This window comes from Micromonospora sp. M61 (assembly GCF_018070245.1).
Taxonomy (GTDB): Bacteria; Actinomycetota; Actinomycetes; order Mycobacteriales; family Micromonosporaceae; genus Micromonospora; species Micromonospora zamorensis.
Window position 1 is genome coordinate 74,464 of record NZ_JAGPYA010000006.1, and the last position, 19,722, is coordinate 94,185.

At 73.4% G+C, this 19,722-nt stretch carries 16 protein-coding genes; 7 read left to right on the forward strand and 9 right to left on the reverse strand.

Translation table 11 applies throughout. The features are described from left to right. Positions 1-180 precede the first annotated feature (180 nt). Positions 181-741: an RNA polymerase sigma factor gene (locus KBX34_RS05530; protein ID WP_088950275.1), complete on the forward strand. Its 561-nt coding sequence runs from the start codon at positions 181-183 to the stop codon at positions 739-741. After that, positions 734-1,918, forward strand: coding sequence for a hypothetical protein (locus KBX34_RS05535; protein ID WP_088950276.1), 1,185 nt, complete (start codon positions 734-736; stop codon positions 1,916-1,918). Before KBX34_RS05530 ends, KBX34_RS05535 begins: the two co-directional genes overlap by 8 nt. 91 nt (positions 1,919-2,009) lie before the next feature. Here the strand turns inward: KBX34_RS05535 and KBX34_RS05540 are convergent, their stop codons facing one another. The 3 genes from KBX34_RS05540 to KBX34_RS05550 are packed head-to-tail and all read right to left on the reverse strand — an operon-like array spanning position 2,010 to position 5,269. Beyond that, entirely contained in the window at positions 2,010-3,488 is a 1,479-nt protein-coding gene (locus tag KBX34_RS05540) for an aminotransferase class V-fold PLP-dependent enzyme (protein ID WP_210923590.1), read from the reverse strand. Between the two features lie 21 nt (positions 3,489-3,509). Further along, positions 3,510-4,922 (reverse strand): MFS transporter, encoded by a 1,413-nt coding sequence (locus tag KBX34_RS05545; RefSeq protein WP_210923591.1) that lies wholly within the window; start codon positions 4,920-4,922, stop codon positions 3,510-3,512. Positions 4,923-4,954: 32 nt separating this feature from the next. Then, positions 4,955-5,269 (reverse strand): MGMT family protein, encoded by a 315-nt coding sequence (locus tag KBX34_RS05550; protein WP_088950279.1) that lies wholly within the window; start codon positions 5,267-5,269, stop codon positions 4,955-4,957. Between the two features lie 13 nt (positions 5,270-5,282). On the opposite strand from KBX34_RS05550, the gene proB reads away from it, so the two are divergent. Then, the gene (proB, locus tag KBX34_RS05555) at positions 5,283-6,440 is read left to right on the forward strand and encodes a glutamate 5-kinase (RefSeq protein ID WP_088950280.1); all 1,158 of its coding nucleotides are present in this window, start codon (positions 5,283-5,285) and stop codon (positions 6,438-6,440) included. 90 nt (positions 6,441-6,530) lie between these two features. Beyond that, on the forward strand, positions 6,531-7,772 hold the full coding sequence (locus KBX34_RS05560) for a glutamate-5-semialdehyde dehydrogenase (RefSeq protein WP_210790952.1): 1,242 nt from the start codon (positions 6,531-6,533) through the stop codon (positions 7,770-7,772). Between the two features lie 56 nt (positions 7,773-7,828). Here the strand turns inward: KBX34_RS05560 and KBX34_RS05565 are convergent, their stop codons facing one another. From KBX34_RS05565 to KBX34_RS34370, 6 genes are all read right to left on the reverse strand, one after another. Further along, on the reverse strand, positions 7,829-8,791 hold the full coding sequence (locus KBX34_RS05565) for a prenyltransferase/squalene oxidase repeat-containing protein (protein WP_374223657.1): 963 nt from the start codon (positions 8,789-8,791) through the stop codon (positions 7,829-7,831). Between the two features lie 38 nt (positions 8,792-8,829). After that, positions 8,830-10,011, reverse strand: coding sequence for an adenylyltransferase/sulfurtransferase MoeZ (gene moeZ, locus KBX34_RS05570; RefSeq protein WP_088950282.1), 1,182 nt, complete (start codon positions 10,009-10,011; stop codon positions 8,830-8,832). 123 nt (positions 10,012-10,134) lie between these two features. Next, a complete protein-coding gene (locus KBX34_RS05575; RefSeq protein ID WP_210923592.1) occupies positions 10,135-10,956 on the reverse strand; it encodes a DUF3152 domain-containing protein in 822 nt (273 codons plus the stop codon). Positions 10,957-11,058: 102 nt separating this feature from the next. Continuing rightward, positions 11,059-11,913, reverse strand: a complete 855-nt coding sequence (locus KBX34_RS05580) for a DUF3152 domain-containing protein (RefSeq protein ID WP_210923593.1) — start codon at positions 11,911-11,913, stop codon at positions 11,059-11,061. A gap of 5 nt (positions 11,914-11,918) precedes the next feature. Beyond that, positions 11,919-12,893 carry an alpha/beta fold hydrolase gene (locus KBX34_RS05585; protein WP_210923594.1) on the reverse strand — a complete coding sequence of 325 codons (975 nt, stop codon included), beginning with the start codon at positions 12,891-12,893 and terminating at the stop codon, positions 11,919-11,921. A 23-nt stretch (positions 12,894-12,916) separates the two neighbouring features. Continuing rightward, a complete protein-coding gene (locus tag KBX34_RS34370) occupies positions 12,917-15,091 on the reverse strand; it encodes a hypothetical protein (protein WP_374223658.1) in 2,175 nt (724 codons plus the stop codon). Positions 15,092-16,473: 1,382 nt separating this feature from the next. On the opposite strand from KBX34_RS34370, the gene KBX34_RS05595 reads away from it, so the two are divergent. From KBX34_RS05595 to KBX34_RS05605, 3 genes are all read left to right on the forward strand, one after another. Next, positions 16,474-17,112: a TetR/AcrR family transcriptional regulator gene (locus KBX34_RS05595; protein ID WP_088950287.1), complete on the forward strand. Its 639-nt coding sequence runs from the start codon at positions 16,474-16,476 to the stop codon at positions 17,110-17,112. Positions 17,113-17,176: 64 nt separating this feature from the next. Continuing rightward, entirely contained in the window at positions 17,177-17,404 is a 228-nt protein-coding gene (locus tag KBX34_RS05600) for a DUF3107 domain-containing protein (RefSeq protein ID WP_088950288.1), read from the forward strand. A 596-nt stretch (positions 17,405-18,000) separates the two neighbouring features. Then, a complete protein-coding gene (locus KBX34_RS05605; RefSeq protein WP_210923595.1) occupies positions 18,001-19,713 on the forward strand; it encodes a DEAD/DEAH box helicase in 1,713 nt (570 codons plus the stop codon). The last annotated feature ends 9 nt before the right edge of the window (positions 19,714-19,722 follow it).

Sequence of the window (19,722 nt, forward strand, 5' to 3'; positions counted from 1 at the left end):
CGCCCGACCAGGGCCCGGGACCACTGCGGTCCCGGGCCCTCGTCGTCGCCGGGGTCGCACCCGAGCAGCTGTCCGGGACCCGACAGACAGTTCCGCCGGTACCCCGCAACCGGCTGGCGCGTCCGGCTGTGTGATCGATGCGGGCGGACGTACGCCCGTGGCTACCGCGGGGGAGGACGGGTGGTTGTGACGAGAGACGAAGGTGTGGGCGGGCGTCCACCGGACTGGCCGGGAACCGCCGTCCTACCACCGACGAAGCTGGTCTTCGACGACTTCTACCACGCGCACTTTCGCGGGCTGGTGGTGCAGCTGACCGCATACACGGGCGACCGTGGGCAGGCGCAGGACCTCGTCCAGGAGGCGTTCTGCCGGGCCTACACCCGCTGGGACCGGCTCGCCGGGTACGAGGATCCGCTGGCCTGGGTTCGTCGGGTCGCCTGGAACCTCGGCCACAACCGGTGGCGGCGACTGCGGACCGCCCAGTCGTGGCTGCTGCGGCAGCGGGAGACACACGTCGCGGGGCCGAGCCCCGACCGGGTCGCGGTCGACGCCGCACTGGCGAAGTTGCCGCCGAAGCAGCGGCGGGCCGTCATCCTGCACTACCTCGCCGACCTGACGGTCGCCGAGATCGCCGACCAGGAGCGGGTCGCGGAAGGGACCGTCAAGTCCTGGCTGCACCGGGGCCGGGCGGCACTCGCGACCCACCTGCACGACCCCAACGAGGAGGTGCGGGATGTCTGAGCAGGAGCCCCTCGGCATCGCCGAGGAATTCGCCCGCTACCGCCGTACCGTGCTGGCGGAGGTCGAGGCGCCCGGGCCCGCCGCCGTCCGTCGGGCCGCACGGCAGCGCGGCCGGCGCCGGCTGGCCGCGACGACCACGGCGGCGCTCGCGCTGCTCAGCGGTTCCGCCATCGGGTACGCGGCGACGAACGGCCCGGACCCTCAGCCGGGCCCGGTCGAGCCGACGCCGAGCGTGTCGGCGTCGCCGACGCCGAGCGACATCCCCAGTCCCTCCGTGACCAGCGCCAGCCCGACCTCGACAGTGCCCGACGGTCGCATCAGTCGAGCCAAGCTGTTGGAGACTCCGGTGACCCTGCCGGCGTGGCGGGCCGGTCCGGGCTGCCCGACGTCACAGATCCGGCTCACCGCTGACGCTCGTGAGGGCACGAACTGGCTCATGGTGCTCGACCACGGGGACGTGGACGGGGATGGTGCGGTGGAAACCGTGGCGCTCGTGCAGTGCGTGCTCGGCACGGGCGGACCGATGCAGGTGGTCGCCTTCGACCGGAACGAGGACAACGAGGTGATCACGCTCGGCCGCGTGGTGGCGAGCACCCGCGACAAGCCACAGTGGCTGTTCGCACTTGATGTGGTGGACGGCGGCACGGTTAGGGTGCAGGTCGGCGACCTCGCGCCCGGGGGCGGCTGGGACGCCAGGTGGTCGCAGCGGCAGTGGCGGAGCTATCGCTGGACGGGTGACGCCTTCGCGCAGACCTCCGGGCCGACGACCTTCGGTCCGAATCCACACCTCGTGAACCTCTCGGTGACGGCCGCCGACTTCTCCTGGGGTCCGAAGGAGCCCGACGGGACCCGAACCGGCACGATGGAGGTCGTTGTCCGCAACGTCGGTACGACGCCCGCCGCCCTCGTCGAGTTGAACCTGGGCTTGCAGCCCGGTGCCGTCGCCGAGGGCGGAGGCTGGTCCGTCTGCGCGGGCGGACCCCCGTCGAAGTCGCCACTCACCTGCCGCATCGGACCCCTCGCTCCCGGTGCTACGCGCACCCTCCAGCTCGGGCTGCGGGACAAGAGCACGATGAGCGGCAGCGGCATCGCCCGGGTCAGGCCGATCGGTGCCGCTGACAACCCGCTGTTCGAGTCGGCGCAGGAGGACAACGAGGACCGCTACCGCTACCGATGAACCATCCAGTGGTACGGCACGCCCGAATTCCCGGCGTGCCGTACCACCGTCCGTGGCTGCTCCGGACGACGGGCACACGGTCGTCGCCGCGTCACCAGGCGGGACGTTGAAGCAAGCCCACGAACTCCACAAGCAGTCGTTCCCGCAACCGCGCCGGGGCCGCGTCGAGCAGGGTGTTCACGGCCGCCATCCGATCCAGGGCCCCGGTGCCGAGGCCCAGCCCGGCGGCCAGGCCGGCAACCAGTTCCGGGGTGAGCGCGTCCGGGGTCAGCGACGTCGCCAGCGCCCGCAGTTCGGGCGGGAGGGCGACCGGGCCGGTCGCCCGAGCCGCCGTCACCGCGTCGGCCAGGTCCGGGCCGAACTCGGCCACCCGGGGCGCGACCGAGGCGGTCACCGTGAGGTGCACGCTTGCCGGCAGGCCGGCGTACGACAGCTGGGGTTGGGTGTGCCAGCCGCGTGCGGTCAGCTCGTCGACCAGGACGAACAGGTCGGGGCCGTCGTCAGTCGCGGTGAAGCAGACCACCGTGGACTCCGGCTCGGCCATCAGCCGCAGCCCGTCAACGGCGCGGACCGCGTCGGCCAGGCCGGCGACCGCGTCCCGGGTGACGCCGGCCAGCCGCAGGTAGCCGGCGTCGCCGAGGTGTCGCAGGGTGGCGTACGCGGCCGCGATCGGCCCTCCCGAACGGGTGGACGCGATCACCGGGTTGATCATCGTGTAGCCGGGCCAGTCGGCGTACGCGAAGTACTGCGGCGCACGGAGCGCGGCGTCGCGGTGCAGCAGCACCGACACGCCCTTCGGCGCGTATGCGTACTTGTGCAGGTCCACCGACATGGAGGTGACGCCGGGCACCGCGAAGTCGAACGCCGGCACCGGTTCACCGAGGCGACGCAGGTACGGCAGGGTCCAGCCGCCGAAGCAGGCGTCCACGTGGCAGCGCACCCCGGCCTCGGCGGCCGCGCCTGCGATCTCCGCGACGGGATCCACCACCCCGTGCGCGTAGGACGGCGCGGAGCAGGCCACCAGCACCGTCTCCGGGCGGATGGCGGCGGCCATCGCGGCCGGGTCGGGACGCAGTGTGTCCAGGGAGACGGGCACGACGTCCATCGCCACCCGCAGGTAGTGCGCCGCCTTGGCGAACGCGGCGTGCGCGCTCGACGGCACGACGATCCGGGGCGCGGTGATCTCCGGGTGGGCGTCCCGGGCCGCCTTGACCGCGAGGATCAGCGACTCGGTGCCGCCGCTGGTGACGCTGCCGACCACGTCGGGCGCGGTCGTGCCCGGCCCACCGCCGAGCACCCGACCGGCGGCGCCGACGAGCGCGTTCTCCATGGCCAGCAGGGACGGGAACGCGGTCGGGTCGAGCCCGTTGACGTGGGCGCTCTCCCGGTGCGCGGCGGCAGCCAGGTCGTCCAGCCCAGGCACCGCCGGGTCATAGACGTACGCGAACAGACGCCCGCCGTGCGTGGGCCGGTCGGCGGCACGCAGTTGGCGAACCTCCGCCAGCGCGACATCCGCGGCCACCCCGTCGGACGACAGTGCCCCGCCCGCAACCCTGCTCTCGTCGATCATGGAGTCGTGGTGCCTTTCTTTTTAGGTTTTGCCGCTTTCATCCCCCACCACAACTCCATGATCGACGCGTCCGTTGCTAGTGGCGACTGCCAGCACGGCGGGGGTCAGGGTGTAGCGGCGGAGGAGGAGGATCGGAGGGCCGATCAGCAGGGCCGGGAGGACCGTGAACCCGAGGAGGACGCCCAGCCGTGCCGTGTCGGACTGGGTGGCGGCCGTGCCCGTGTCGGAGGAGACGTACCCGGAGAGCTGGAGCACCAGGCCGTAGATGCCCGGGCCGAGGGCCAGACCGAGGGTCTCCCCGGCGGTCCAGAGGCCGGTGAAGACGCCAGCCTGCCGCCGTCCGGTGCGCGCCGTGTCGTACGCGATGCAGTCCGGCAGCATGGCCAGCGCGAACACCTGCTGCCCGGCGTACCCGACGCCGAGCACCGCGACCACCAGGTAGACGGCGACCGGTGGCAGCACCGGGGCGGCGACCAGGGCGAGCGCCCCGGCAGTGAGGATCAGCGCGGCGACGACAAGTGCGACCCGCTTGCCCAACCGGGCGCCGACCCGGGACCAGAGCGGCATCACCAGCAGTGCCGGCCCGACGAAGCAGACGAAGAGCAGAGTCGGGCCGCTCTGCTCGTCGCGCAGGACCTGCCCGGCGAAGTAATTGACCCCGGCGAGGATGGTCGCCACGCCCGCGGACTGCACCACGAAGCAGATCAGCAGCGCCCGGAACGGCCGGTTGGCGCCGGCCACGGCGAGTTGGGCGCGCAGTGTCGGCTCGCTGCCGCCCACCACACCCCTCGGCGCGGACCGGGTGCCGAGAAACGCGCCGAGGGCGCCGAGGACGATGAGCGCCGCCACGAACAGCCCCATCCAGCGGTGCCCGGGCACGCCGTCGCCGCCGGCTGTCACCACCAGCGGGGCAACCGCGCCGGAGACCAGGATGGCCAGCGCCAGCACGGCGATCCGCCAGGTCATCAGCCGGGTGCGCTCGGCGTAGTCGTCGGTCATCTCGGCCGGCATGGCCACGTACGGCACCTGGAAGAACGCGAACGCGGTGGCGGTGGCCAGGAAGGCGAGCGCCACGTACGCCACGGCGGCCGGACCGTTGCCGAAGGGCGCGGCGAAGATGGCCGCGAACAGCACGGCGAGCCCGAGACCGGCGACGAGCAGGTACGGCCGGCGAGCGCCCCAGCGTGACCGGGTGCGGTCGGAGATCCGCCCGGCGACCGGGTTGACCAGCACGTCCCATGCCTTGGGCAGCAGCACCAGCAGGGCGGCCAGGCCGGCGGCCACGCCCAGCGTGTCGGTCAGGTACGGCAGCAGCAGCAGTCCGGGCACGGTGCCGAACGCGCCGGTGGCCAGCGAGCCGAGCGCGTACCCGGCGTGCACGCCACGGGGCAGCGGGCCGTTGGCTGACGAGCCGGCCCCCGGCTGCGTTTTCATGGGGCCGAATGTTACTCACGTTGGGACGGCGGTCACATCCCCTCATCAGGCGACCAACGGGCTGCCCTGATGTCCACGCCCTCGCCGCGCAACGGCACCCCCTCGGCGCGCAGCCGGGCCCGCGCCTCCCGCTCGTGGCCCGGCGGCAGCCGGCCGGCGGAGGTCACCACCCGGTGCCAGGGCACCGAACCGCCGTGGCGGGCCATGATGTTGCCCACCAGCCGAGCCGAGGCACGGCCCGAGCGCTCGGCCAAGGCGTCGGCGACCCCGCCGTACGACATCACCCGACCTTCCGGGATCCGCTCGACCAGGTCGAGCACCGCCTCGACGTACTCGTCAGGTGTCACAATCGGCCACCATATGGGAACGCCGCCGGGCGATGCGGCCGTGACCACGCAGAATGGGCGGGTGCGCGACGCAGTCACGACGGCCCGGCGGGTCGTCGTCAAGATCGGATCCTCCTCGTTGACCACCGCCACCGGCGGCCTGGCCGACGAGCGCGTCGACACGCTGGTCGACACCCTCGGTCGGCTCACCGCCGAAGGCCGCGAGGTGGTGCTGGTGTCCTCCGGCGCGATCGCCGCCGGCCTCGCCCCACTCGGCCTGATCCGACGCCCGCGCGACCTGGCCACCCAGCAGGCCGCCGCCAGCGTCGGGCAGGGCCTGCTGATCGGCCGGTACGCGGCCAGCTTCGCCCGGCACGGCCGCACTGTCGGGCAGGTGCTGCTCACCGTCGACGACGTGACCCGGCGCGCGCACTACCGCAACGCGTACCGGACCCTGCGCAAGCTGCTCGACCTGCGGGCGGTGCCGATCGTCAACGAGAACGACACGGTGGCCACCCAGGAGATCCGGTTCGGCGACAACGACCGGCTGGCCGCGCTGGTGGCCGCCCTGGTGCACGCCGACCTGCTGGTGCTCCTCTCCGACGTGGACGCGCTCTGGACCGGCGACCCCGCCAAGCCGCAGTCGACCCGGATCACCGAGGTCCACGGCGACGCGGATCTCGCCGGAATCACCATCGGCGGGGCCGGCCGGTCCGGTGTCGGCACCGGCGGCATGGTGACCAAGGTCGAGGCCGCCCGGATCGCCACCGGTTTCGGCATCCCGGTGGTGCTCACCGCCGCCGACCTGGCCGGTGCGGCGTTGGCCGGCGAGCCGGTCGGCACCCTGTTCCACCCGCAGCGGCAGCGCCCGACGGCCCGGCTGTTCTGGCTGGCCCACGCCACCTCGCCCCGAGGGCGGCTGCACCTCGACCCGGGTGCGGTGGCCGCCGTCGTCGGGCGGCGCAAGTCGCTGCTGCCCGCCGGCATCACCGCCGTGGACGGCACGTTCACCGCTGGTGACCCGGTGGATCTGGTGGACACCGCCGGCGCGCCGGTCGCCCGAGGGCTGGTCAACTACGACGCGGTGGAGCTGCCCGGGCTGCTCGGCCGCTCCACCTCCGAACTCGCCGCGGCGCTCGGCCCGGCGTACGAACGAGAGGTCGTCCACCGCGATGACCTGGTGCTGCTCTAAGGAGTCAACAGTGAGTGAGCGTCAGCGAACGAATCATCGGCTCAGGGCGGTGGTGCCTCAGGGCGGCACGGAGCGCAGCGGAGTGCCGGCATGAGCGTCAGCGAGCAGGCCCGACGGGCGCGGGTGGCGGCGGAGACGTTGGCCGTGGCCACGCGTACGGTCAAGGACGCCGCGCTGGTGGCGATGGCCGACGCGCTGGTGGCGCGTACCCCGGAGATCCTGACCGCCAACGAGACGGACCTGGCGGCCGGCCGGGAGGCCGGGCTGAGCGCGGCCGTGCTGGACCGGCTCGCCCTCGACGCGGGCCGGGTGGCCGGCATCGCCGACGCGCTGCGCCAGATGGCCGCGCTGCCCGATCCGGTCGGCGAGGTCGTCCGCGGCTCGACCCTTCCCAACGGGCTGGAGCTGCGCCAGATCCGGGTGCCGTTCGGGGTGGTCGGCATCATCTACGAGGCGCGACCGAACGTGACAGTGGACGCCGCCGGGATCTGCCTCAAGTCCGGCAACGCGGCGCTGCTGCGCGGGTCGTCCTCGGCGGCGCACTCCAACGCCGCGCTGGTCGCGGTGCTGCGGGACGCGGTCGCCGACGCCGGGCTGCCGGCCGACGCGGTGCAACTGCTCGACGCCAGCTCCCGCGACTCGGTCAAGGAGCTGATGCGCGCCCGGGGGCTCGTCGACGTGCTGATTCCGCGCGGGGGCGCGTCGCTGATCCGCACGGTGGTCGAGGAGTCGACCGTTCCGGTGATCGAGACCGGGGTGGGCAACTGTCACGTCTACGTCGACGCCGCCGCCGATGTGGCCAAGGCCGTCGCGGTGACGCTGAACGCCAAGACGCAACGCCTCTCCACCTGCAACACCGCCGAGTCACTGCTGGTGCACGCGAGCGTCGCCGACGCGTTCCTGCCGCCGATGCTGGCCGCTCTCGCCGAGGCCGGGGTGACAGTGCACGGCTCCCCCGAGGTGGCTGCCTACTCCGCCGCCGTGGTCCCGGCCACCGAGGAGGACTTCGCCACCGAATACCTGTCGGCCGACATCTCGGTCGCCGTGGTCGATTCGCTGGACGCGGCGGTCGCGCACATCCGCCGCTTCGGCACCGGGCACACCGAGGCGATCCTCACCGACTCGGCGAGCGCGGCCCGCGACTTCGTCGCCCGGGTGGACGCGGCGGCGGTGATGGTGAACGCCTCCACCCGGTTCACCGACGGGGGCGAGTTCGGGTTCGGCGCGGAGATCGGCATCTCCACCCAGAAGCTGCACGCCCGCGGCCCGATGGGTCTGCCCGAGCTGACCAGCACCAAGTACGTCGTCACCGGGGACGGGCACCTGCGCTGAGGCCTGCGTCCAGGTCCTCGGCCCGACCGAGGACCTGGACAGGCTGTAGGCCGGCCTCAGCCCGACTGCGAGGCGGCTCCGGCCGTCGCGGGCCGGGCGGCCCGGATCGCGGACAACGTGGCGTGCACGTCGAACTGGTGGCCGTCGTCGCTCTCCCAGCCGCCGTCGCTGCGCTGCGTCTCGGTCAGCCGGCGCAACGCCCGCACCATGATCCAGTCCTGCGGGTCGATGCCGGCCCGGCGCAGCGTGGATGCCAACCACGCCACGTCCCCCGGGGACATCTTCGGCATCCGTTCGGCGAGCACCACCTGGATCCGCGCCGACTCCTGGAACATCTCCTGCCGGTGCAGCACGGCCGCGCTCAGCCAGCCGGCGGCGAGGTACGAGGGCCAGCTACCGTCCGGGCGCAGCCGCGCGGCGAGCGAGTGGGCCGCCGCCTGCACCACCCCGGCGTACGCCCCACCGACCCGATGGTCGAGCGGGCCCGACGCGCGGGCGTCCAGGCCGGCGACGGTGAGCCAGAAACCGGCGTTGGCCGTCTGGAGGAACCCGGCCTCCGGATCGCCGGGTCGGGCCCACTCCGGGGCCGAGTCGGCCAGCGACGCGTCCTCGTCCCAACTGCCGTCGGCCTGCTGTCGCGATGCCAGCCAGTCGAGCGCCCGGCGAGCGGCGGGGCGGCCGAGCGCACCCAGGTCGTCCAACTCGGCGAGCCGGAAACAGGTGGCGTCGATCGAGGCCATCGCACCGCCCCAGGTGGCCGGCCAACCGCCGTCGGGTGACTGGCCGATCTCGGCCGTCTCCAGCAGCTCGGGGGGCACGGCGGTGCCGTTGCGAAGCCAGGAGAGGCGGGCTCGTTCCACCGCGTCCCCATGCGCCACGACGAACCCGATCGCCGCTTCCAAGTCGACCACGGCGGGAACGCTACCTGCGCAGACGCGATCCCGCCTCGGAGAATCGGTTGGGCCGGAGTAGCTGCGTCGCTCCGGGTGCCCGGGCGGGGCGGCGTCACGTGCGTCGATTTGCCGGGGCGGCGGTGTGGGCCACCCCGGCACATCGATCAGTACGCGGGCAGCGCCGGGTCGATCTGCTTGATCCAGGAGAGCACGCCGCCCTGCACGTGCACGGCGTCCCGGAAACCCGCCGCCTTGAGCGCGGCGAGCGCCTCCGCGGACCGGACGCCGGACTTGCAGTGCAGCACGATCTGCCGGTCCTGCGGCAGCTTCGCGAGCGCCTCGCCGGAGATGATGTCGCCCTTGGGGATCAGCGTGGAACCGGGGATGCGGACGATCTCATACTCGGCCGGCTCCCGGACGTCGACCAGGAAGATGTCCTTGCCGGCGTCCTGCCACTCCTTGAGTTCGAGTGCCGTGATCGTCGCGTCGAGCGTCGCTTCCTGGGCCTCCTCGGAGACCGCGCCGCAGAAGTCCTCGTAGTCTTCCAGCAGGTCGGTGACCGTCGGGTTCTCGCCGCAGAGCGCGCAGTTCGGGTCCTTACGGACCTTGATCTTGCGGTATTCCATCTCCAGGGCGTCGTAGACCATCAGGCGGCCGACCAGCGGCTCGCCGATGCCGGTGAGCAGCTTGATCGCCTCGTTCACCTGGATCGAGCCGATCGACGCGCAGAGCACACCGAGCACGCCGCCCTCGGCGCAGGAGGGGACCATGCCGGGCGGCGGCGGCTCCGGGTAGAGGCAGCGGTAGCAGGGGCCGTGCTCGGCCCAGAACACCGACGCCTGGCCGTCGAAGCGGTAGATCGAGCCCCAGACGTACGGCTTGCCGAGCAGCACCGCCGCGTCGTTGACCATGTAGCGGGTGGCGAAGTTGTCGGTGCCGTCGACGATCAGGTCGTACTGCGCGAAGATCTCGCGGACGTTCTCCCGGTCCAGCGCGGTGTTGTGGATCTCCACGTTGACCAGCGGGTTGATCTCACGGATCGACGCGGCGGCGGACTCGGCCTTGGACCGGCCGATGTCGGACACGCCGTGGATGATCTGACGCTGGAGGTTGGACTCGTCGACGGTGTCGAAGTCGATGATGCCGAGGGTGCCGACCCCCGCCGCGGCGAGGTACATCAGGGCGGGTGACCCGAGGCCACCGGCGCCGACACAGAGCACCCGGGCGTTCTTCAGCCGCTTCTGCCCGGTCACCCCGACATCCGGGATGATCAGGTGGCGCGAGTAGCGGCGGATCTCGTCAACGGTCAGCTCGGCGGCGGGCTCGACGAGCGGGGGCAACGACACGGTGGACTCCCCGGGATCGGCGGTGTGAACCGCGCCATTGTTGCTCGCCGGAGCCCTGCTCGGCCATGAGGGACGACACGTGGCCCGCGATGCGGGAGCGGGAATAACCGACGACCCGGTCGATCAGGGGACGATGTCACCCGCGTAGCGACGGCCGTCGAGGTAGGGCCAGGCGTTGGCGACGCAGCCGTTCAGGCCGTACGTCTGCTGCTGCATCACCGGCGCGGGCTCCCCCGGCCCGGGGCAGGCCTCGTGCTCCTCGCCGAACTCGTGGCCCACCTCGTGGTTGATCACGTAGGTGCGGTAGGTGTCCAGCGAGGCGCCGTAGTCGGGGACCGCCTCCATCCAGCGGGCCAGGTTGATGATGACCTGACCGGGCAGGCGGCAGGAGGTGTAGCGCTCGGTGGTCAGCCCGCCCTCGGCGCACATCCGCTCGGACGTGACCGGGGTGGCCAGGTAGATGGTGAAGTCGGCGGCCCCCGCGTCGGCCACCCTTTGCACCCGCAGGTCGCCGGAGGCGATCCAACTGCGTGGGTCGCCCAGCACCTCGTCGACAGTGGCGGCGAACGCGTCGGCGTCCTGGCCGGTGCCACGTTCGACAGCGACCCGGTAACGGCGCAGCGGACCGTCCGCACCGTGCTCGGGTGTCTCGCCGTCGGCTGCGGTGAATCGTCCCGCTCCGACCGACGGGTAGCTGGTGGGCACCGGGTGCGCGACCACCCCGCCCCCGTGACCCATGCCGCCCTGGGTCGTGGCGGGAGTCTCGGCTGGCGGCTCGCCGGTGCGGTAGAGCGTCACGCCGATCGCGGTGGCGAGGACGAGCAGGCCGAGCAGCAGGCTGCGGCGGCGGCGCCGGTGCATCCGGACGAGCGTGGGACGCACGTACACCGGACGGCCCGACGGGTCGGGCGGCTGGGGCGGGCCGTAACGGGACGACGGCGTCATGACGTCGAGCCTGCCAGATTATTCGGGCATATCTCCGAATTTGCCGCTTTTGCCGCAAGACGCCTGATGGAGGGCTGGAAGGTCGGCGCGTCGGCCCGTCGGTCAGAGGGCAGGACCGGCGTAACGACGCCCGTCGAGGTACGGCCACTGGTTGACCCGGCACCCGTTGAGGAAGAGCGTCTGCTGCATCATCACCGGCGCCGGCCTGCCCGCCCCCGGGCAGCGCTCGTGCCGATGCCCGAGCTGGTGACCCACCTCGTGGTTCACCACGTACGTCCGGTAGACCGCCAGCGGCACGCCGACCGAGACGAAGTGCGGCACGGACAGCCGCCACCGATCCAGATTGATGATCACCTGGCCGGGCGCGCGGCAGGACGTGTACGGCCGACCCCCGACCCGGATGTCCACCCCACCGTCGGCGCACATCCGACCCGCCGTACGGGCGGTGGCCAGGTAGACGGTGAAGTCGCGAGGCGCGGCCCCGGGCACCTGCTGAAGCCGCAACCTGCCGCTGTCGACCCAACTGCCCGGCCCGGCGAGCGCCGTCTGCACCGCCAGCGCGAACTCGGCGGCGTCCTCGTTGCTGCCCGACTCCACAGCGACCCGGTAACGCCGCAGCTCACCCGCACGGCCCAGCACCGGGCCGGAGCGGGTGTCGTAGCCGAAACCCCCCGTGCCGGCACTCGGAACAGCACCGGGCGCCCGCAGCACCGGAGACGGGCTGGACGCAACCGCCTCGGAGGGCGGCGGGCTGACCGACGGCGGCAGTGGCGCGGCCACCAGCGGCGGCAGCGAGGCGATCTCGTCGGCGGCCAACCGGTCGGCAGCGGGATGCCCACCCGGCCCCTCGGCGATCACTGTCACCACCGCGCCGACCGCCAACACCACCGCCACCAGTTGGGCGAACAGCGCGAAGCGTCGCTGACGGCGACCGGGGAGGGGGGCTGAGCTGGGCATCCACGTCAGCCTGCCAGATCAGGCCGCCTGGCGGTGTCCCCCGTTTCGGCGAGGAGGCCGACCACCGCCCGGGCAACCAGCCGGGGCACCTCCAACTGCGCCACATGACCGACACCGTCGAGCATCATCAGTCGACTGTCCGGGATGACCCGGGCGGTCTGCGGCGCGACCCGCACGTCGACCAGGCGATCCGCTCGGCCGCCCACCACCAGGGTCGGTGCGCGCACCGCCTCGGCGAGGCGCCACAGCGAACCCGGCCCGGGCAGGTACGCCCGCAGAAAGCTGGAGACCAGACCGCGGAACGTCCGGACGTACGCGGCGGCGTAGTGCTCCGCCTCGTACCGGACCCGGATCTCCTCCAGCGCCTCGGCCCGGCGCTGGTCGCAGATGCGGCTCAGATCGGCGACGCACGCCTCCAGCACCTGCTGGGCCATCACCTCGGGAGCGAGCTGGGTGAGGTGCCGGGCGACCAGCCGTTCGCCGCGCGGGATGGCGAGCACCGGCAGCATCCGCCCCTGCAACGAGCGACGGAAGTCGAGGAACGGCAGCGCCGGGGAGATCAGGGTGAGCGTACGGACCAGGTCGGGCCGGAGCCCGGCCACCTGGACCGCGACCGTGCCGCCCAGCGAGTTGCCGAACAGGTGAACCGGGCCCCGACCGGAGTGCTCGATCCAGCGGACCACCAGATCAGCGAACGCCGGAATCGTGTAGCGGGGGCCCGGCTCGCTACGGCCGAAGCCGGGCAGGTCGATGGCCTGACCATCGAGCCGGTCGGCGAGCAACCCGGCCAGGTCGGTCCAGTTCTGCGACGACCCGCCCAGCCCGTGCACGTACAGTGCCGGCTCCGCGCCGGCGGCGGTGGCCGGGGTGTCCCGTACGTAGGTGACCCGGCCGTCGAGGCGGACCTCCCTGCCCGGCCACGGTGGCGGGACATGGTGGTCGGGAAGCAGGTGGTCCGGCCAGAGGGTGGCGCGTCTCATCGTTCCAGTCTGCCTCGGACCACTCAGGACAGCAGCGCCTCCAGCCGACGGTTCACCGCCGCGAGGGTCGCCCGCACCACCGCCTGCCGGGGATCACCGGCGACCAGAGCCGAGCCGGCGAGCTGCTCGACCCAGCCCTCACAGACGAGCAGTGCCACCACGGTGGCCACCTCGCAGTTGCCGAACGGCACCACCGCCGCGTGCTCGACGAAGCAGCGCCCCCGCTCGGCGTTCTCGGCGCCGCGTAGCAACTCGTCCACCGCGGCGGCGGCCGCGACCGCGCAGAGCCGCAGCACGTAGCCGTCCACCGCCGGCCCGGTCGCGTACCCGGAGGCGCTGTCGCCCCCGGCCAGCAGCCGGACCTCCACGTTCGCGTCCAGGCCGAAGGTGCTGACCTGCACGTGGTCGATCACCACCCGGGGCCCCGGCGTGCCGCCGGTGTCCAGCGGTCGGGACGGCGCCGACTCCGTCGTGGTCACCTGACCACCGGAGTACGACGTGCCGAGCGTCGCCGGGCTCCCGGTCGCGCCACCGGCCGGCGCGGCCGAGACCGATCCCGGCTCCTCGACCGTGGCGCGACCCCGGTGCGGGGCGTTCGACCGGCGGCGGCGCGAGATGTCGGTGGCGGGCCTCTGTTCAATGCCTGCAGGCATGGCCTCCACCCGAGCACCCGGCGGACGACCGCTCGTCGGCGTCTCGACCGCCCGCACCTCACCGGTACGCGCTTCGGCGCCGGCATCGCGTGCGGTCACGCTCTGCTCCGGGGTACGCCGTTCGGCGGCCCGGGGTTCGGCAACGCGACGGCGAACCGGCGGGGGCGGCGTGCTGGGCAGACCGGGCACGTTCTGCGGGGCGGCGGCCAGCCCCATCCGATCCTGAAGCAGCCGGGCCACCTGTCGGCTCACCTCGGCCGGGTCGGCGCCGTCAGCCAGGTCGAGCCGGAGACTGTGCGCTCCCGCCGGGGTACGACGCAGCGCAGCGTCGCGGACACCGGCCACCTCGCGGACGGCGTCCAGGATCGCGTTGACGTCGAACCCCTCGGGGCGCTCCCGCAACGGGGCTGGCTCGTCGTCCCGACGAAGGTGGGTGGCGATGCGGGCGAGTTCCGGAGTTTCGGCGGGTGGCTCCACAGCTGGCGGCTCCGGCACGACGGGCACGTCCGGTTCTGCGGGGACGCGCTGCGGCAGCACCACCGCTTTCGGGTCCGACTGCCGGGCGTCGTCGGCCGGTTCGGACGACGACGTCGGGTCGGGTGCGGATCGGCGAGCCGCATAGGGAGAGGCGGACACGGGTCCTGGCCGGTCGTGGGGCTCGGACCCGTTCGTGGCAGGGGGCGGAGTCGATCCCGTCGAGGACGACGTGAGGTCACCGGGTGACGGGGCGTTGGTCGGCGCGGCCGGGCGGTGCGAGTCGACGGGAGACGGGCCGGGCAGGTCTGGCGTCGCCGGGCGGAGCCGGAATGGCGCGGTGGCTGGTCGGATCTCGGGCCGTGGCATGCCCGGGGTCTCGCCGTCGTCACCGCCACGGGGCATGGACGACTGGATCGCCCCCCACGAGGGACGGTCGACGGGAGTGGCGGGGATGCGGCCCTCGGACCAGTCCGGCCGTTCTTCCCGCGCGGCGCTCGCCGGGCTGGTGGGCGGCCCGCCAGCCCAGGTGGGGCGCTCGGCGACCAGGGGCGGGCCCGCCGGAGCCGGTGGCGCCTCGGCCAGTGCGGGAGGTGGCCCGGCTGGCGCCAGCGGTGGCACGTCGGCCGATGCCGGGCTGGCAGCCCAGGAGGGCCGAGCCGGCGGCGCACTGATCGGCTCGGACTCGGCCGCACCGCCAGCCCAGGACGGACGGGCCGACGGCGTACCGGTCGGCGCGGGGTCGGAACCCCCGGCCCAGGAGGGCCGCGCCGGTGGCGCACTGGTGGGCTCGGAGTCGGCGGCACCGCCAGCCCACGACGGGCGGACCGACGGCGTACCGGTCGATGCCGGGTCGGAACCCCCGGCCCAGGACGGCCGCGCCGGCGGGCCACTGGTCGGCTCGGACTCGGCAGCACCGCCAGCCCAGGACGGCCGGTCGATCCGGGGCGTACGGCTGGCTCCGGACCCGGCCCAGGACGGCCGGTTGGCCGGCGGACCGCTGGTCGGCGTCGGGCCGCCTGCCCAGGCCGGGCGCTCCACGGCCGGTGGCGGCGTGCCCGGCGGGACCAGCGGCGGCGTGCCTGACGACGGCACGCCCGGCTCGCCGGTCGGGGGCTGGTCCGGGTCGACAGCCCGGAGCGGGCGATCGGTGGGCGGGACAGCGGGCGGGGCTGCCCAGGTCGGCCGGTTGGTCGGCGGCCCGCTGGTCGGTTCGGCCGGGCGCTCCGGCGCCGCCTCGGACGCGACGTCGCTCCGGACGGGGTCGTACCCGCGGGGCGGCTCGGCGCGGACCGGCTCGTACGGGCGGGGTGACTCGGCCCGCACCGGCTCGTACGGCTGGATGGGCTCGGCGACCCAACCCGGCGCGGACTCGTCGGTGGTCGGCGGACCAGCCGGCTCGTCGTCCGGACGGGACCAGGGCGGCGCCCAGCCACCGCCCCAACTCGGGCGGTTCCAGCTCGGCCCCGACCAGTCCGGCTCGATGGCCGACGATTCCCCGGCCCGGTGCGCGTCACCCGGGCGGGGGCCTTCGGCGGCGCGAGCCGGCTCGGTCGCGTCGGCGGGCCCGGCGGGCCCCGAGGTGCGTCCCGGTGCTGCCTGGTGCTCCGGAGCGAGCGGGTCCCGCCGGTCGCGTGACCCGGCGGCCGGTGGGTCCTCGGCGGCCAGCCGCTCGGCGTTGGGCGCGTGGAAGCCGGGCGGCACCTCGAAACCCGACGCGGCGGTGCCGACGGGCGGCACCTGGACCGCAGGCGGCGCGGAGGTGGGCAGGCCGGGCTCGGCCCAGCGGGCGCGGTGGGCGGCGGCCGGGTCGGCGGCGGAGCGGTCGGGCTCGTCGACCCCCTGCTCCACACGCGGGGCGGGACGTTGGGCAGGCACCACCAGTCGGTCGCTGGCCGGCTCGGGGCGGCCCTCGACGGGCAGCCCGGGGGGTGCGCTCACCGGCGTGGGACGTCCCACTGTCGGTTCGAGGCCGGGGCGACGGACGCCGTTGGCGTCATCGGGATGGTGCACACCGTTGGCGTTGTGGCCGTTGACCCGGGTCGGCGGATCGAGGTCACCCGGCAGCCCGGCCAGCGGCGACGGCAGGTCGCCATGCCTGGTGGAGGAGGTGCGCCAGCCGGACGCGGGGTCCGGCTGCCAACGCGGCGCCTGTTCCCGGGCATCCTCGTGATCGGCGGCTCGCGGCCACCCACCCGCCGGGGGTGCCCACCCGCTGACGGAACGGCTCGGGTCGTCGTGCTGACCCGCGCCGTCACCGTGCTCTCCCGGGGTAGCGGCTCCGGGTTGACCTGTTTCACTCACCGCGCGCTCCTTGGTCGCCCCCGCTGAGGCTACCGTGTGCCGAGAGTGGCGATAAGTTACAGCGGCGGGCCATTTCCACGACGGTGGTCGCGGGCCTCGCCCGGTCTGGGGGGAAAATGCCGGCTCGTACGGAGAACTCGGAGGAACCCATGACCGCTGCGGGCAACGGTGCACAGACCGCTGGACGACCCACCCGTCTGCCCCGCTCCGCGCGTCGTAAGCAGCTTCTCGCTGCGGCGCAGGAGGTGTTCGTCGCACAGGGTTACCACGCCGCCGCGATGGACGACATCGCCGAGCGGGCCGGGGTTTCGAAGCCCGTGCTCTACCAACACTTTCCCGGAAAGATGGATCTCTACCTGGCGCTGCTCGACACGCACTGTGACGCCATCGTCGCTCAGGTGCAGGACGCGATGCACGGCACCAGCGACAACAAGGAACGGGTCAGCGCGTCGGTACGGGCGTACTTCGACTTCGTCGACCACGAGAGCGAGGCGTTCCGGCTCGTCTTCGAATCGGACCTGCGCAACGACCCGGCGGTGCGGCAACGGGTGGAGCGGGTCGAGCAGGGTTGCATCGCGGCGATCACCGACACCATCATCTCGGACACCGGCGTGAGCCGGTCGCACGCCGAGCTGCTCGCCTCCGGGCTGGTCGGTGCCGCGGAGACGGCCGCGCAGTTCTGGCTGGCCGGTGGCCGGCAGGTGCCGAAGGCCGAGGCCGAGGCGCTGGTGGCCGCGCTGTCGTGGCGGGGCATCGCGAGCTTCCCGCTGCAAGGTGAGTCAGCCTGACCGCCGACCCCGTGATCGGATAGCCTTCGCAGGGCGGTTCTTTCGCCCCAGTTGAGGAGGCACAGTGGAGGTCAAGATCGGCGTGCAGTACGCGCCGCGTGAGCTGGTAGTAGACAGCGCGCAGTCGCCGGCCGAGATCGAGCAGATCGTGACCGACGCCTTCGCCGGTAACGGCGGCACGCTCTCCCTGACCGACGAGAAGGGCCGACGGGTCATCGTGCCGGTCGAGAAGGTCGCCTACGTCGAGATCGCCGAGGCGTCGTCCCGGGCGGTCGGTTTCACCGTCCGCTGACCGGTCCGGCCATCGCGGCAGGTCGGCATCGGCCCACCTGCCGCAGGCCGGCACCGGCTTCCCGGGCGGTCAGTTGTTCAGCCCGGCGGCGGCCATCCGCGCTGTGTGCGCGGCGGTGAGCCTGCCGAACAGCCCCGGCACGTCGACCCGGTCGCCCCGCGCGATCAGCGCGGTGATTGCGACCCGCTCGGCGGCGGAACCGGCTCGCCTGGGACAACGCCTCGCCGACCAGCCGCCGCGCCCACACGGAGAGCCGGCCAACCGCCCGGTCCGGTTCTTCCAGCGCGGGACCGGGGATGCTCGGCGTGGACACGAGCGCAGGCCAACGGCATCCCACGAGCCGGATTGACGTGACGTAGGTCACAATTACTTGCCCCGCGTGACGAGTGGCCGGGTGGGAATCGGGACGGGCGCATCCCTGTTCAGGTAGCATGGAGCAGTTGCCGTGGGCGCCGATCTGATCGAAGCTCAGCCCGCGGCGCGCGTGCGGCCCGGTCCGGCTCGGCAATCTGCCGCCGACCGTGTGGCCCGCGTCATACCGAACGCGCCCTGAGGACATGACGGGCGCACCCACGAGAGGGCACCCCCACATCCACATGAGCGACCTGACTCAAGATTTGATGGACGGCCAGGAACTGGCCCCCACTGCCCCGGTTCGACCGGAGGCCCCCACGTTCGCCGCACTCGGCGCCCGCGCCGAGACCGTCGAGGCCCTGGCCTCGGCGGGCATCACCCGCGCCTTCGCCATCCAGGAATACGCGATCCCGATCGCGCTGCGCGGCGTCGACCTGATCGGTCAGGCGCCCACCGGCACCGGCAAGACCCTCGGCTTCGGCGTGCCCCTGCTGGATCGCGTCTTCGCGCCGGGCGAGGGCAGCGACGGCGTCCCCCAGGCGCTGGTCGTCGTCCCCACCCGTGAGCTGGGCATCCAGGTCGCCAAGGACCTGGCCGCCGCCGGCCGGACGCGGGGCGTCCGGGTGCTGCCGATCTACGGCGGCGTCGCGTACGAGCCGCAGATCGACGCGCTGCGCAAGGGCGTCGAGATCCTGGTCGGCACCCCGGGCCGGCTGATGGACCTGCAGAAGCAGAAGCACCTCCGTCTGGACCGGGTGCACGCGCTCGTCCTCGACGAGGCCGACCGGATGCTCGACCTGGGCTTCCTCGACGACGTCGAGAAGATCCTCGCGATGCTTCCGGAAGACCGGCAGACGATGCTCTTCTCGGCCACCATGCCGGACCCGATCGTCACCCTGTCCCGGCGCTTCCTGCGCCAGCCGATGACGATCCACGCCGGGCACACCGCCGAGACCGGTCCGTCGCCGCAGACCCAGCAGCTGGTCTACCGCACCCACTCGATGAACAAGGTCGAGGTGGTGGCGCGCATCCTCCAGGCGGAGGGGCGTGGGCTGACCATGATCTTCACCCGCACCAAGCGGGCCGCCGACCGCGTCGCAGAGGACCTCGACTTCCGCGGGTTCGCGGTCGCCGCGGTGCACGGTGACCTCGGCCAGGGTGCCCGCGAGCGGGCGCTGCGGGCCTTCCGGGCCGGCAAGATCGACATTCTGGTCGCCACCGACGTGGCGGCCCGAGGGCTGGACGTCACCGGCGTCACCCACGTCATCAACTACGACTGCCCCGAAGACCAGGACACCTACACCCACCGGATCGGTCGTACCGGCCGGGCCGGCGCGACGGGTGTCGCGGTGACCTTCGTCGACTGGGACGACATGCCGCGCTGGCGGATCATCGACAAGACCCTGGGTCTGGAGATGCCGGAGCCGCCGGAGACGTACCACACGTCGCCGCACCTCTACACCGACCTGCACATCCCGACTGAGGTCAGCGGCACCCTGCCGACGGCCGAGCGCACCCGCGCCGGGCTGTCCGCCGAGATCGAAGAGGACCTGGGCGGGACGACGCGCTCCCGTCGGGGCGACAGCGGTGGCGGCCGGAGCCCCCGACGCGGTGAGAGCCGTGGCGAGGGGCGAGGCGAGCGCCGTGGTCGGGGCGACAGCCGCCGCGACCGCTCCGACGCCGGCTCGCCGGCAGCGGCCGAGGCCGAGGCACCGGCGATCGCCGAGGCTGGCGACACCGCCGACGAAGGCACCCGTACCCCGCGCCGCCGGCGTCGCCGCCGGGCCGGCGAGACGGTCGTGGGCGAGCCGACCGCGGTGATCTCCGCCGATCCTGGCAGTGACGCCGAGCCGGCCGCCGCGTCCGACGGCGAACCGTCGAAGCCGCGCCGCCGCCGGCGCCGCCGTGGTGGCGGTTCCGGTGCGGGTACGCCGGCCGAGGCGACCGCGGACTGACCCACAGCC

Excerpts from the sequence above, each read along its gene's own strand:
- KBX34_RS05535 (WP_088950276.1), top strand. The coding sequence starts at position 734 with ATGTCTGAGCAGGAGCCCCTCGGCATCGCCGAGGAATTCGCCCGCTAC.
- KBX34_RS05540 (WP_210923590.1), bottom strand. The coding sequence starts at position 3,488 with ATGATCGACGAGAGCAGGGTTGCGGGCGGGGCACTGTCGTCCGACGGG.
- KBX34_RS05545 (WP_210923591.1), bottom strand. The coding sequence starts at position 4,922 with ATGAAAACGCAGCCGGGGGCCGGCTCGTCAGCCAACGGCCCGCTGCCC.
- proB (WP_088950280.1), top strand. The coding sequence starts at position 5,283 with ATGGGAACGCCGCCGGGCGATGCGGCCGTGACCACGCAGAATGGGCGG.
- KBX34_RS05560 (WP_210790952.1), top strand. The coding sequence starts at position 6,531 with ATGAGCGTCAGCGAGCAGGCCCGACGGGCGCGGGTGGCGGCGGAGACG.
- KBX34_RS05575 (WP_210923592.1), bottom strand. The coding sequence starts at position 10,956 with ATGACGCCGTCGTCCCGTTACGGCCCGCCCCAGCCGCCCGACCCGTCG.
- KBX34_RS05580 (WP_210923593.1), bottom strand. The coding sequence starts at position 11,913 with ATGCCCAGCTCAGCCCCCCTCCCCGGTCGCCGTCAGCGACGCTTCGCG.
- KBX34_RS05585 (WP_210923594.1), bottom strand. The coding sequence starts at position 12,893 with ATGAGACGCGCCACCCTCTGGCCGGACCACCTGCTTCCCGACCACCAT.
- KBX34_RS05595 (WP_088950287.1), top strand. The coding sequence starts at position 16,474 with ATGACCGCTGCGGGCAACGGTGCACAGACCGCTGGACGACCCACCCGT.
- KBX34_RS05605 (WP_210923595.1), top strand. The coding sequence starts at position 18,001 with ATGAGCGACCTGACTCAAGATTTGATGGACGGCCAGGAACTGGCCCCC.